This is a genomic window from Shewanella cyperi, from assembly GCF_017354985.1.
In the GTDB taxonomy this organism is placed as follows: Bacteria; Pseudomonadota; Gammaproteobacteria; order Enterobacterales; family Shewanellaceae; genus Shewanella; species Shewanella cyperi.
In genome coordinates, this window is record NZ_CP071501.1 from 348,334 (window position 1) to 360,579 (window position 12,246).

The 12,246-nt window shown below is 56.6% G+C and carries 9 protein-coding genes; 7 read left to right on the forward strand and 2 right to left on the reverse strand.

What is annotated here, in order from left to right:
* Positions 1-73: 73 nt before the first annotated feature.
* Positions 74-955: an EamA family transporter RarD gene (gene rarD / locus JYB84_RS01515; RefSeq protein WP_207321705.1), complete on the reverse strand. Its 882-nt coding sequence runs from the start codon at positions 953-955 to the stop codon at positions 74-76.
* A gap of 191 nt (positions 956-1,146) precedes the next feature.
* Between rarD and recQ the strand changes: the two genes are divergently transcribed.
* Positions 1,147-2,967, forward strand: coding sequence for a DNA helicase RecQ (gene recQ, locus JYB84_RS01520; RefSeq protein ID WP_207321706.1), 1,821 nt, complete (start codon positions 1,147-1,149; stop codon positions 2,965-2,967).
* Between the two features lie 9 nt (positions 2,968-2,976).
* On the opposite strand, the gene JYB84_RS01525 is transcribed toward recQ, so the two are convergent.
* Positions 2,977-4,710, reverse strand: coding sequence for a GGDEF domain-containing protein (locus JYB84_RS01525; RefSeq protein WP_207321707.1), 1,734 nt, complete (start codon positions 4,708-4,710; stop codon positions 2,977-2,979).
* Positions 4,711-5,158: 448 nt separating this feature from the next.
* On the opposite strand from JYB84_RS01525, the gene leuA reads away from it, so the two are divergent.
* The 6 genes from leuA (at position 5,159) to JYB84_RS01555 (ending at position 12,244) form a co-directional block, all read left to right on the forward strand.
* Positions 5,159-6,727: a 2-isopropylmalate synthase gene (gene leuA / locus JYB84_RS01530; RefSeq protein WP_207321708.1), complete on the forward strand. Its 1,569-nt coding sequence runs from the start codon at positions 5,159-5,161 to the stop codon at positions 6,725-6,727.
* Positions 6,724-7,818, forward strand: coding sequence for a 3-isopropylmalate dehydrogenase (leuB, locus tag JYB84_RS01535; protein WP_207321709.1), 1,095 nt, complete (start codon positions 6,724-6,726; stop codon positions 7,816-7,818). Before leuA ends, leuB begins: the two co-directional genes overlap by 4 nt.
* The gene (leuC, locus tag JYB84_RS01540; protein WP_207321710.1) at positions 7,818-9,230 is read left to right on the forward strand and encodes a 3-isopropylmalate dehydratase large subunit; all 1,413 of its coding nucleotides are present in this window, start codon (positions 7,818-7,820) and stop codon (positions 9,228-9,230) included. The genes leuB and leuC overlap by 1 nt, the downstream gene beginning before the upstream one ends.
* A gap of 3 nt (positions 9,231-9,233) precedes the next feature.
* Complete coding sequence (gene leuD / locus JYB84_RS01545; protein ID WP_207321711.1) at positions 9,234-9,839, forward strand: 3-isopropylmalate dehydratase small subunit; 606 nt, start codon at positions 9,234-9,236, stop codon at positions 9,837-9,839.
* A gap of 447 nt (positions 9,840-10,286) precedes the next feature.
* A complete protein-coding gene (locus tag JYB84_RS01550) occupies positions 10,287-11,639 on the forward strand; it encodes an outer membrane protein transport protein (RefSeq protein WP_207321712.1) in 1,353 nt (450 codons plus the stop codon).
* A gap of 134 nt (positions 11,640-11,773) precedes the next feature.
* Positions 11,774-12,244 (forward strand): nuclear transport factor 2 family protein, encoded by a 471-nt coding sequence (locus tag JYB84_RS01555; protein ID WP_207321713.1) that lies wholly within the window; start codon positions 11,774-11,776, stop codon positions 12,242-12,244.
* Positions 12,245-12,246 lie beyond the last annotated feature (2 nt).

The following is a 12,246-nucleotide window of genomic DNA, read 5'->3' on the forward strand; positions in this document are numbered from 1 at the left end:
TAACCTCTCTACATCCCATAACAAACAACCCGCCAAGGCGGGTTGTTTGTTATTTCAATCCTGCGACGGGCTTTTAGTTTCTGCGCCGCCTGAACATGTCCAGGGTGAAAATCGCCAATGCGCTCCAGATAAAACCGAAGGTAACGCCTTTTTCTATATCAAAAGGTTCGTTGAACAGGCTGACCGCCAATATAAACATGATGCTGGGGCCTATGTATTGGAAGAAGCCCAGCATGGACAAGGGGATACGTACAGCTGCGCCGGCGAAACACAGCAGGGGCGCCGTGGTGACCACACCCGCAGCCATCAGCAGCAGGTTCAGCGTCCAGGTATTGGTCAACATGCTGGCACTGCTCGTGGTAAGCATTAGGTAGATCAGTGCCACTGGCATCAGAATAGCGGTTTCTACCAATAGCCCCGTCTTGGCATCCACATTGGCTTTCTTGCGCAGCAGGCCATAAAGACCAAAGGAGCCCGCCAGGGCCAGGGATATCACAGGCACAGAGCCAAAGGAAATCACCTGGATCATCACCCCTATGGTTGCCAAGCCCACCGCCAGCCACTGCAATCTGCGCAGGCGCTCGCCCAAAAATAGCATACCGAGCAAGACGTTAAACAGGGGATTGATGTAATAGCCGAGACTGGCATCCAGCATATGGTCATTGTTAACCGCCCAGATAAACAACAACCAGTTGCCGGCAATCAAGGTCGAGGTTAACAGCAGCACGGCTAGGCGTTTTGGTTGACGCAGCAGCTGATGCAGGCGCTCGAAACCACCGATGAACACCATCAGCAGCGCGGTGAAGAAAAAGGACCAGATGATCCTGTGCAGCAGAATTTCGGTGGCGGGAACGGCTGCTATCAGTTTGAAATACAAGGGCGCGAAGCCCCACATGGTGTAAGCGCCAATGGCCAGAAATATGCCCTTGCGGTGCTCGCTTTCGGCTGTGTGCATCTGCGAAAGTCCTGAAATCTTTGGGAGGAAGGGCATTGTAAGTGGGTCATTGGCCAGCCACAAGCCCGCTGCCCGGTTTTAGCGAACGACAACCGGGTCCCGGGCAAGCTTCAAACATAGACCGAATTTGGGCAAGACAGGGGCTGTCAGGTACTTTAGAATTGGGCTCCTTTTGATATTTAAGCTGTCCCATGGATCTTCAAACTACTCCTGCCACCGAAGACGCTTTAGCTCAATGCCTGCACCAGGTATTTGGCTACCGTGAGTTTCGCCCCGGCCAGCGGGAAGTCATTGAACGGCTGTGCCAAGGGCAGGATTGCCTGGTGATCATGCCGACCGGCGGTGGCAAGAGCCTGTGTTATCAGGTGCCGGCGCTGGTGTTACCCGGAGTCGCGCTGGTGGTATCGCCGCTGATCTCCCTGATGAAAGATCAGGTCGACAGCCTGCTGCAGTCCGGAGTGGCCGCCGCCTTTCTCAATTCATCCCAGCCACGGGAGCAAAGCATAGAAGTGCTCAGGCAGCTGCGCCACGGCGAGCTTAAACTCTTGTATGTCTCACCCGAGCGCCTGCTGCAGGCGGATTTTCTCGACCGGCTCGGTGATATGCACATCAGTCTGTTTGCCATAGATGAGGCTCACTGCATCAGCCAGTGGGGCCATGATTTCCGCCCCGAATACGCGGCCCTGGGACGACTGCGGCAGACCTTTCCCGGTGTGCCCATCATGGCATTGACGGCGACCGCCGATCTGGCGACCCGCAGCAGCATCTGCGAGCAGTTGCAGATTAACCCCCATCAGCAGCTATCGAGCTTCGACAGACCCAACATCCGCTATACAGTGGTTGAAAAGCTCAATGCAGGAAATCAATTAAAGCAATTCATCGCAGCAAGGAAAGGCGTCAGTGGCATAGTCTATTGCAGCAGTCGTCGCCGGGTTGATGAAGTGGCAGAGCGCTTGCGGCTGCAGGGATGTTTCGCCGAGGGCTACCACGCCGGCATGACCCAGGAAGAAAGGGCCAGCGTTCAGGACAGGTTTCTGAAAGATCAAATCGATGTGGTGGTGGCGACTGTGGCTTTTGGCATGGGGATCAATAAGTCCAACGTGCGCTTCGTGGTGCATTATGACATTCCCAAGAGCATTGAAGCCTATTACCAGGAAACCGGAAGAGCGGGCCGTGATGGCCTGGAGGCCGAGGCTTTAATGTTGTTTGACCCGGGTGACATAGGTCGGGTGCGTCACTTAATCGAACAGCAGGAGCCGGGGCCGCAGCAACAGGTAGAATTCCACAAGCTCTACTCCATGGCGGCCTTTGCCGAGGCGCAAACCTGTCGGCGCCAGGTGCTGCTGCATTATTTCGATGAGCCGGCCCTGGAGCCCTGTGGTAACTGCGATATCTGCCTCGACCCACCCAAGCGCTATAACGGTACCGAGGATGCCCAGAAGGTGCTCTCCTGCATCTACCGGTTGAATCAACGCTTTGGCATTCAGCATTTGATTGAGGTGCTCAGGGGCTCAAAAGCCTCGGGTGTGGTGGACAAGGGCCATGACAAGTTGTCCACCTGGGGTATAGGCAAAGACAAGAGTCCGGAGCACTGGCTCAGTGTGACCCGCCAGTTAATTCATCTGGGGCTCGCCAGCCAGGATATTACCCGGGGATCGTCGGTCAGGCTCAATCCGGCGGCCAGGGCGGTACTCAAAGGGGAAATGGCCCTGATGCTGGCGGAACCCAGAGTGTCCCTGGCACAGATCCCACAGCGCAAAAGCAGCCGTGCGCCCCTCAATTACGATCGTAAGCTGTTTGCCCGCCTGAAACATTTGCGTCGCACCATAGCCGAGGAGCATGACCTGCCGCCCTATTTGGTGTTCAACGATGCGACTCTGGCCGAAATGGCCTTTATGCTGCCCAAAAGCGCGGCGGAGTTGCTGGCGGTCAATGGCGTCGGCGAGCGCAAGCTCAGCCGCTTTGGCGACGCCTTTCTTGACGAGATTGCCGCTTATCTCAGTGGCGAATAAGCAACCTTGCTAGGCCAGCGAGGACTGACTCAACCCGCGGCAACTGGCGCGTTTCAGCAGCGAGGCGCAGCTGTCAAATTGTTGCAAGCTGGCATGGCCGACGGCTCGGGTACCTGTATTCAGCAAAGGGCTGAGTTGCGCCATCACCCGCTCCAGTCCCTTGTTACTGGTGTAGGGTAAAAGTACCAGCCAGTCTTCAGCCCCTAAAGCCACTATGGCGTCGGTTTCCCTGAGGGATTGCTCCAATCGGGAACGCAGTTGTTCCAGCTGAGATTCAGTTGCGCCCGATACCTCCAGCAAAAGGACCGACAGCGGATAGTTGCCACGTTTGGCATGCTGCATGGCATTTTCCAACCGTTCCATACCGGTTTGCGCCTTATCGCTGACGGCATTTTGCGGTGCTGTCTGGGGGCGGCCACTGCGGACAAACAATGCCAGCGCCACGGCGACCAATATCAGGGTCAGCATCAGCATGGTGGCGTACAGCCAGTTGAACCGGTATTTTTGCTGCAGATCCTCTTCAATCAATTCTGCCTGGGTGTTGGCTGTCGACTGCTGTGCCAAGCGAGCCTTGTATTGCAAAATTCTGGCGGCATTCGTACTGGTATTGGCCTTGGCAGCAGCAGTTGCAGCGCGTTGTGACAGCGCGTAGGCAGATTTGAAGTCGCCGGCATCCGCATAAGTTTGAGCCAACATGGTCAGGGCAATATCGAGTTCGTTATAGCGTTCTTTATCTTCAGTAATCTTGATCACCGTTTCCAATTCGGCTCTGGCTTGCTTTTGCTGTCCCTGCATCAAATAACTCTTGGCCAGCAGTCTGTGGACCCGCATAGCATTCAATGAGTTATTTTCATGATCGAAGGTGTTCAGTGCCAGTCTCAGCATGTCCTGTGCATTGCCAATGTCGCCCAATTCCAGCTCAATGGAAGCAATAGTGGCATAACTGGTTGCCAGATCTTTGGTTGACTTTATCTCTGGTAATAGCTGTTTGGCTTGTTTCAGAAGACTTGCTGACAGGTTGTAATTTTTAAGGGTTAAGGCCGCCCTGGCGGAGTTGATTAGCAGAACCTGGCGAATTTTTCCTTTTGCGGTGTCATCTTCAAGACCTTGCTGGTTGTATTCCAATCCTCGAGTCAAATCACCACTGGAATAAAGCAGATTGCCCATGGCGGCGAGCAAGTAAGGCTTGGGAGGCCAGGTCCAGTGTTGGCGTTGACTCGGTACATCGTCATAGGCATCCAATGCCAGACGCAGATCTTCAATGGCAGACCCATAGTTTTCATTATCTGTATCCAGCTGCCCTCTCAGCCTGAGGGCTGTGACCAGTGCCTGGGGCTGCTGATGGTGGCGGGCCAGTGATATGGCGCTGTCCAGCAGCGGCATGGCGTGTTCCAGATCGTCAAAGCCGGAGTAACCGTCTGCCAGGCAACTTTGGAAATAGGGCCTTGCCTGCTCATGTCCGAGCTTTTTTGCGTTGGCATCACCCCACTGTGCCAGATTGATGGCTGCCTGAAATTCGCCGAGTTCCAGTAAAGTGAAACACTTTAGCGCAGAGAGTCGCAATTGGGTTTGCTCGTCGGCAGGCGCTTGTGCCAGGGTCTGCTCCAGTTGGATCAATTGCTCATTGGCCTGCTGGGGATATTGATACAGCAGGGTGTTGATCTCATCCATGGTGGCTTCTGTGCTGGCCAGCAGCGCCGGGCACCACAGCAATAAACCAAGAAGCAGGGGGCGAAAATCCATTCGGGCTCCGATCCAATAAGGGCAAAAATGTGAGGTGAGAAAATTTCGCGGCAGTATAACAACTTTTGTGACAATTGTGCATAAATCCAACTAATTGGCCCTGTGGATCATACTTGAATTACGGCTCAGGTTGCGCACTTTCCCAATCTCCATGCCGTTATCGCGGTGCCGATGTTGAAAATTATTGGGGTTGACACTCATCGGGGGGCGGGTTAAAAGTAATCAGGTCAGCAGGGCGCAATCTGGAATAAATACCCAAATATTATGCATAAAATTACGCTAACACTTAACATCCTTCTTCTTTCTCTCGCAGATTCTGCGCGGAGGGAATAGTGTTGCACGCTCGCTAACCAGGCAAAGCATCCACCAAACCCCGCGCAAACCCGCGGGGTTTTTTGTTTCTGAGCGCCAATCAGGAACCCAAACAGCTTGAAAACGGAGAAACGGAATGTCAGACAGAGTCATCATCTTTGATACCACCTTGCGGGATGGCGAACAGGCGCTGGCCGCCAGCCTGTCGGTAAAGGAAAAGCTGCAGATAGCCCTTGCGCTGGAGCGTTTGGGGGTGGATGTGATGGAAGTGGGTTTTCCTGTGTCCTCTCCGGGGGATTTTGAATCGGTACAAACCATAGCCCGCACCATCAAAAACAGCCGGGTTTGTGCCCTGTCGCGGGCGCTGGAAAAAGACATAGACGCTGCCGCCCAGGCCCTGTCGGTGGCAGAGCAGTTCCGCATCCATACTTTTATCTCCACCTCCAATATCCATGTGGAGAGCAAGCTGAAACGTTCCTTCGATGAGGTGCTGGACATGGCCGTGGGCGCGGTCAAGTACGCCCGCCGCTTCACCGATGATGTGGAATTCTCCTGTGAAGATGCCGGTCGTACCCCGATGGATAACCTGTGCCGCATGGTGGAAGCGGCCATTCGCGCCGGGGCCCGTACCATCAATATCCCCGATACCGTGGGTTACACGGTACCCAGTGAATTTGGTGGCATTATTCAGACCCTGTTCAACCGGGTGCCCAACATAGATCAGGCAGTGATCTCAGTGCATTGCCATGATGATCTGGGCTTGTCCGTGGCCAACTCCATTGCCGCGGTGCAGATGGGGGCGCGCCAGATAGAATGCACCATGAACGGCATTGGCGAGCGTGCCGGTAACTGTTCTCTGGAAGAAATCGCCATGATACTGGCGACCCGCAAGGATTTGCTGGGACTGCATACTGGTATTAACGCCCGGGAAATCCACCGCACCTCCAGCCTGGTGAGCCAGCTGTGCAACATGCCCATCCAAGCCAACAAGGCCATAGTGGGAGGCAACGCCTTTACCCATTCCTCCGGCATTCATCAGGATGGCATGCTCAAGGCGCAAAATACCTATGAGATCATGACGCCCGAGAGCATAGGCCTGAACCGCAATAACCTGAACATGACCTCCCGCTCCGGTCGCCATGTGATCAAGCACCGTATGGAGGCCATGGGCTATGGTCCCAATGACTACGATATGGACAGCCTGTATGCCGAGTTTTTGAAGCTGGCAGACCGCAAGGGCCAAGTGTTTGACTATGATCTGGAGGCATTGGCCTTTATGGAGGCCCAGGCCGAAGAGGATGATTTTTACACCATGGAGCAGTTGGTGGTGCAGTCTGACTCCACCGAGGGTATGGCCACCGCCACTGTGCGTCTGAATATGGGCGGCGCGGTGATTACAGAGGCGGCTACGGGCAATGGCCCGGTTGATGCTGCCTACAACGCCATTGCCCGGGCCAGCGGCCGTACCATAGATATTCACAGTTACAAACTGAGCGCCAAGGGTGAAGGTCAAAATGCCCTGGGGCAGGTGGATATTACCGCCCGTTATGATGGCCGTAATTTCCACGGGCTGGGGCTGGCAACCGACGTGGTTGAAGCGTCGGCCCAGGCCATGGTGCATGTAATGAACCTGACATGGCGCGCCGACAAGGTGGCCGATTGCAAACAACGAATTCAATTGAACCGGGAATTGGGGGGCGTATGAGTTTTCAGATAGCCGTATTGGCAGGGGATGGCATTGGTCCCGAGGTGATGACCGAGGCCCGTAAGGTGCTCAGTGCCGTGGAGGCACGTTTTGGCCTGGACATCAAGTACAGCGAATACGACGTCGGCGGCATCGCCATAGACAACCACGGCTGCCCGCTGCCTGAGGCGACCCTCAAGGGCTGCGAGGCCGCCGATGCCATACTGTTCGGCTCTGTGGGCGGCCCCAAGTGGGAGCATTTACCGCCCAATGAGCAGCCCGAGCGGGGCGCCCTGTTGCCACTGCGCGGCCATTTTGAGCTGTTTTGTAATTTGCGCCCGGCCAAGTTGCACTGCGGGCTGGAGCATATGTCACCGCTGCGGGCCGATATCTCATCCCAGGGTTTTGATGTGCTGTGCGTACGTGAGCTCACCGGCGGCATCTATTTCGGCAAACCCAAGGGGCGTCAGGGTGAGGGCGAAGAGGAAGAAGCCTTCGACACCATGCGCTACAGCCGCCGCGAAATTCGCCGCATCGCCAAAATAGCCTTCGAGGCCGCCCGTGGCCGCCGCGGCAAGGTGACCTCGGTGGACAAGGCCAACGTGCTGGCCTGCTCGGTACTGTGGCGCGAAGTGGTGGAAGAAGTCGCCAAAGACTTCCCCGATGTCACCCTGGAGCACATCTATATAGACAACGCCACCATGCAGCTGCTGCGCCGGCCCTTTGATTTTGATGTCATGCTGTGCTCCAACCTGTTCGGCGACATTCTTTCCGATGAGATTGCCATGCTGACCGGCTCCATGGGCCTGTTGTCCTCGGCCTCCATGAACGGTTCCGGTTTTGGTCTGTATGAGCCGGCCGGTGGCAGTGCGCCGGACATCGCCGGCAAGGGTATTGCCAATCCGGTGGCGCAAATTCTGTCGGCGGCGCTGATGTTACGTCACAGTCTGCAGCAGGAAGAGGCCGCGGCCTGTATCGAGCGCGCCGTGGGTAAGGCGCTGGAAAACGGTTATCTCACCGGCGAGCTGCTGCATGCCAGCGAGCGGCATATGGCCAAATCCACCAAAGAAATGGGCGACTTTATCGCTGACGCAATCCGGGAAGGTGTTTGATGGGAAAGACTCTGTATGAAAAAGTGTGGGACGCCCACCTGGTGGCCGAGCCCACTGGGGAAGCGCCCATCATTTATGTTGACCGCCATCTGGTGCATGAGGTGACTTCACCCCAGGCCTTCAGCGGTCTGAAAATGGCCGGCCGTCAACCGCGGGCGGTGGAAAAGACCTTTGCCACCATGGATCACAACACCAGTACCCGCAGTGCCAGCCTGGCGGCCCTGAGTCCCATGGCCCGCACCCAGGTGGAAACCCTGGCGGAGAACTGCCGCGACTTTGGCGTGCGCCTGTACGATATTCACCATCCCAACCAGGGGATAGTGCATGTGATGGGGCCAGAGCTTGGTATCACCCTGCCCGGCACTGTTATCGTCTGTGGTGACTCCCATACCGCCACCCACGGTGCCTTCGGTGCCCTGGCCTTTGGCATTGGCACCTCGGAGGTGGAACATGTGCTGGCCACCCAAACCCTGCGTCAGCTCAAGGCCAAGACCATGAAGATCGAGGTGCGCGGCAAGGTGGCCGAGGGCATTACCGCCAAGGACATAGTGCTGGCCATCATAGGCAAAATCGGCATGGATGGCGGCACAGGTTATGTGGTGGAGTTCTGCGGTCAGGCGATTCGCGATTTGTCCATGGAAGGCCGGATGACTGTGTGCAACATGGCCATCGAAATGGGGGCCAAGGCCGGTATGGTCGCCCCCGACGAAACTACCTTTGCCTACCTCGAAGGTCGCGAGTTTGCCCCCAAGGGTGACGCCTGGCAGCAGGCCCTCAGCGATTGGCGCGAGCTCAAGACAGATGCTGATGCTGTGTTTGATGCCGAAGTGGTGCTCGACGCGGCCACTATCGCACCGCAACTGACCTGGGGCACCAACCCGGGCCAGGTGGTGGCCATAGATGGGGTGGTGCCCAATCCCGCCGATGAGGCCAATCCCGTGGTCCGCGCCAGCATGCAAAAGGCGCTGGAGTACGTGGCGCTGATCCCGGGAACGCCCATGACAGACATCAGCATCAATAAGGTGTTTATCGGCTCCTGTACCAACTCCCGCATCGAAGATTTGCGTGCCGCAGCGGCCCAGGCCAAGGGCCGCAAGGTGGCCGCCGGGGTCACCGCCATAGTGGTGCCCGGTTCAGGTCAGGTGAAGCTGCAGGCGGAAGCCGAGGGACTGGACAAAATTTTCCTCGATGCCGGGTTCGAGTGGCGTCTGCCCGGTTGCTCCATGTGTCTGGCGATGAACGACGACAGGCTCGAGCCCGGCGATCGCTGCGCCTCCACCAGTAACCGCAACTTTGAGGGACGGCAGGGGCGTGGCAGTCGTACCCATCTGGTGAGCCCTGCCATGGCTGCGGCTGCGGCTGTGTCAGGTCACTTTGTCGATATCCGTGTTCACAGACCCCTGGAGGAATAAGCAATGCAGGCATTCACTACCCATAGGGGGCTGGCGGTCGCCATAGATGCGGCCAATATCGACACGGATCAGATCATCCCCAAGCAATTTCTGTCCAAGGTCACCAAGGATGGTTTCGGGGTGCATTTGTTCCACGACTGGCGCTACCTGGACGAGGCGGGCAATGAGCCCAATCCCGACTTCAGCCTGAATCAACCCCGTTACCGCGGCGCCACCATCTTATTGGCTCAGGAGAACTTTGGCTGTGGCTCCAGTCGTGAGCATGCGCCCTGGGCCCTGGCCGATTTTGGTCTGCGGGCCATTATTGCCCCAAGCTTCGCCGATATCTTCTACGGCAATGCCATCAACAACGGCCTGCTGCCGGTGAAGCTGCCGGTGGAAGCTGTGCGCCAATTGATGGATGAAGTGGTCGCAGAGGAAGGGGCAGAGATCACTGTGGATCTGCAAAACTGCAAGGTGATATCGCCATCCGGTGCCGAGTTCGGTTTCACCCTGGCGGAGTCGGCTAGACAGAATCTGCTTAAGGGCCTTGATGCCATTGGCCTGACCCTGGCGCACGAAAGCGCCATCGCCGAATACGAGAGCAGGATCCCAGCCTGGCGCCGCTGATATTGTTATTTTCTGCGCTTAAGGCCACTGTCACAGTGGCCTTTTGTTTTTCATAGTCTGAGTTTTTGCAGGGAGGGAGATTGAAGCTAGTGAATTATGCTGAAAATAACTCCCTGGTTCAGCGAACACTTGTGTTGGCGCTGTTTTGGGTTTCGGCTCAATAAATACAATTTGTTGGGTGCTGCGGTTGTTGGGTGTCTGTCATGACTCGGAGAGCATCTGAATCGACTTCGGCGACCTGGTTGAGTTTCAAACCGTGATCTGGCTCATTTTGTCACTGCCTTGGAGGCGAAAAGCCAGTGATTACTGCTGTTTTTCCTGCTGCTGTTGCAAAGAACGTCTGTGAGGGTACACTGCCCGCTCTTGATTTGAGTTAACACTCTAACTCATCGCCACTGACTTGATGCCGCCCTTGGCATGCATTCACCACAACAACAGAGAATAACAATGAAAAAGTGTCTACTGACCTTAGCCGTATCATCGGCACTTTTGACTTCCATGACTCAGGTACAGGCCGCCGGATTCCAGTTGGCCGAATACTCTGCCACAGGCCTTGGCCGAGCCTTTGCCGGTGAAGCCGCCATGGCCGACAACGCGTCGGCACAGGCGCGCAATCCGGCATTACTGACGCTGCTGCCCGGACGCCAGGTATCCACCGGGGTCATTTATGTGTCCACCGAAGTGGATGTGACCGGTGACGTGCACCTGAGCTCGCCGCTGCTGGGACCCAATGGCCTGACCCTGCCCGCCGATGCCTTTGATGTGGCCGACAGTGCCTATATTCCCAACTTCTATTATTCCAGTCAGATGGATGACAACTGGAGTTGGGGCCTGGCGATGAATTCCAACTATGGTTTGGCCACCGAGTTGCCCAAGACCCATAGTGCTGCCATCTTCGGCAATGAAACCTCGGTCACCACAGTGGAGCTGGCCCCGAATCTGGCCTACAGACTCAATGAGCAACTTGCCTTGGGCGCCGGTGTGCGTCTGGTCTATGGTGAGGGCAGCATAGGTGCGTCCACGCCGGCCTGGGTCGGTGCCATCAAGGCCAACCCCATGTTGCCGGCTCAGATCGCCGCCCGTTTGCCTGACCCAGGGACCAGTCTCAAGACCATGGAAGGCGATGATCTGGGCTATGGTTGGCAGTTGGGCGCCACCTGGCAGCCAAGTTTGAATCACAGATTTGGCCTGGCCTATCACAGCGGTGTTGAGCTGGAGTTGTCCGGCAGTGCTTCCGGCGTTATGTATACCGGCGGTCAGCCGCTGGAAATCGACGGTTATCTGCCACTGGAATTGCCGGCGTTCGCCGAGCTGTCTTCGTTCCATCAATTGAGTGATGCCCTGGCGCTGCATGCCAGCATCAATTGGACGCAGTGGAGCAGTTTCGATCGCCTGGTGGCCTACTTCCCCGGTGACACCAAGCCCATTGGCGGCCTGGAGTCAGACCTGGTGAAGGAAGAGCACTTCAAGGACAACTGGCGTTATGCCCTGGGTGCCAGCTATGTGCTGAACCCGCAGTGGACACTGCGTGCCGGTGTGGCACTGGATCAAACCGCGGTGGATGATGAGTGGCGTACCACCACCATTCCCGACAGCGATCGGCTTTGGTTCTCCCTGGGTGCCAGCTATCAGTTCAATGATAAGTTGACCCTGGATCTGGCGCTTACCCATTTGCGCGCCCACGGCGATGCGCCCATTACCGAGCAGCAGGATCTGGCCGGTTTGGCGCTGGTCGAGTTCGATGGTGAGGCCGGTGGCAAAGTGTGGCTGGCCGGTATCCAGCTGAGCTACAAGTTGTAATCTTAAGTGGTTGAATCGCGGCGCTAGCCCGATCTTCAAGTACCTATGAATCAAGCCCCGCAATGCGGGGCTTTTGCTTGCCGATTTATCTTGTATAGTGTTGGGCACAACCACCCATTTACAAGAGGTGCTCCATGAAAGCCCTAATCCTGTTAGCCGCCGCGCCCTTGCTGGCTTTGGCCGGTCCCTTGCCCGGCGATGCGCCCGCCGACACTGTGCGTGCCTTTCTCGCCGCCTTCAACGAACACAAGGTCGAGGCCATGTTGGCCTACACCCAGCCCCAGGTGCACTGGAATCATATCAAGGGCCAAAAGGTGGACACCGAGGCCGATACCCAGGCCGAATTCGGTGCCGCCATGGCCGACTATTTCCAGACCCTGCCCAACGCCAGGGCCGATATTCTCAGCCTGACCGAGTCCGGTAACTATGTCAGCATCCTGGAGCGCATCAGCTGGGACAACGATGGCGAAACCGGCAGTCAGTGCTCCATAGGTGTCTATGAGTTGAGTGGTGGCAAGATCAGCTCCATCTGGTATTACCCGGCCCATGCCTGCAACCCGGAAGTGGCGCCGGAAATCGGCGTACTGCAGGAAACCCGTCAATAAGG

Coding starts and splice junctions, on each gene's coding strand:
- JYB84_RS01525 (WP_207321707.1), bottom strand. CDS start 4,710: ATGGATTTTCGCCCCCTGCTTCTTGGTTTATTGCTGTGGTGCCCGGCG.
- recQ (WP_207321706.1), top strand. CDS start 1,147: ATGGATCTTCAAACTACTCCTGCCACCGAAGACGCTTTAGCTCAATGC.
- leuA (WP_207321708.1), top strand. CDS start 5,159: ATGTCAGACAGAGTCATCATCTTTGATACCACCTTGCGGGATGGCGAA.
- JYB84_RS01550 (WP_207321712.1), top strand. CDS start 10,287: ATGAAAAAGTGTCTACTGACCTTAGCCGTATCATCGGCACTTTTGACT.
- rarD (WP_207321705.1), bottom strand. CDS start 955: ATGCACACAGCCGAAAGCGAGCACCGCAAGGGCATATTTCTGGCCATT.
- leuC (WP_207321710.1), top strand. CDS start 7,818: ATGGGAAAGACTCTGTATGAAAAAGTGTGGGACGCCCACCTGGTGGCC.
- leuB (WP_207321709.1), top strand. CDS start 6,724: ATGAGTTTTCAGATAGCCGTATTGGCAGGGGATGGCATTGGTCCCGAG.
- leuD (WP_207321711.1), top strand. CDS start 9,234: ATGCAGGCATTCACTACCCATAGGGGGCTGGCGGTCGCCATAGATGCG.
- JYB84_RS01555 (WP_207321713.1), top strand. CDS start 11,774: ATGAAAGCCCTAATCCTGTTAGCCGCCGCGCCCTTGCTGGCTTTGGCC.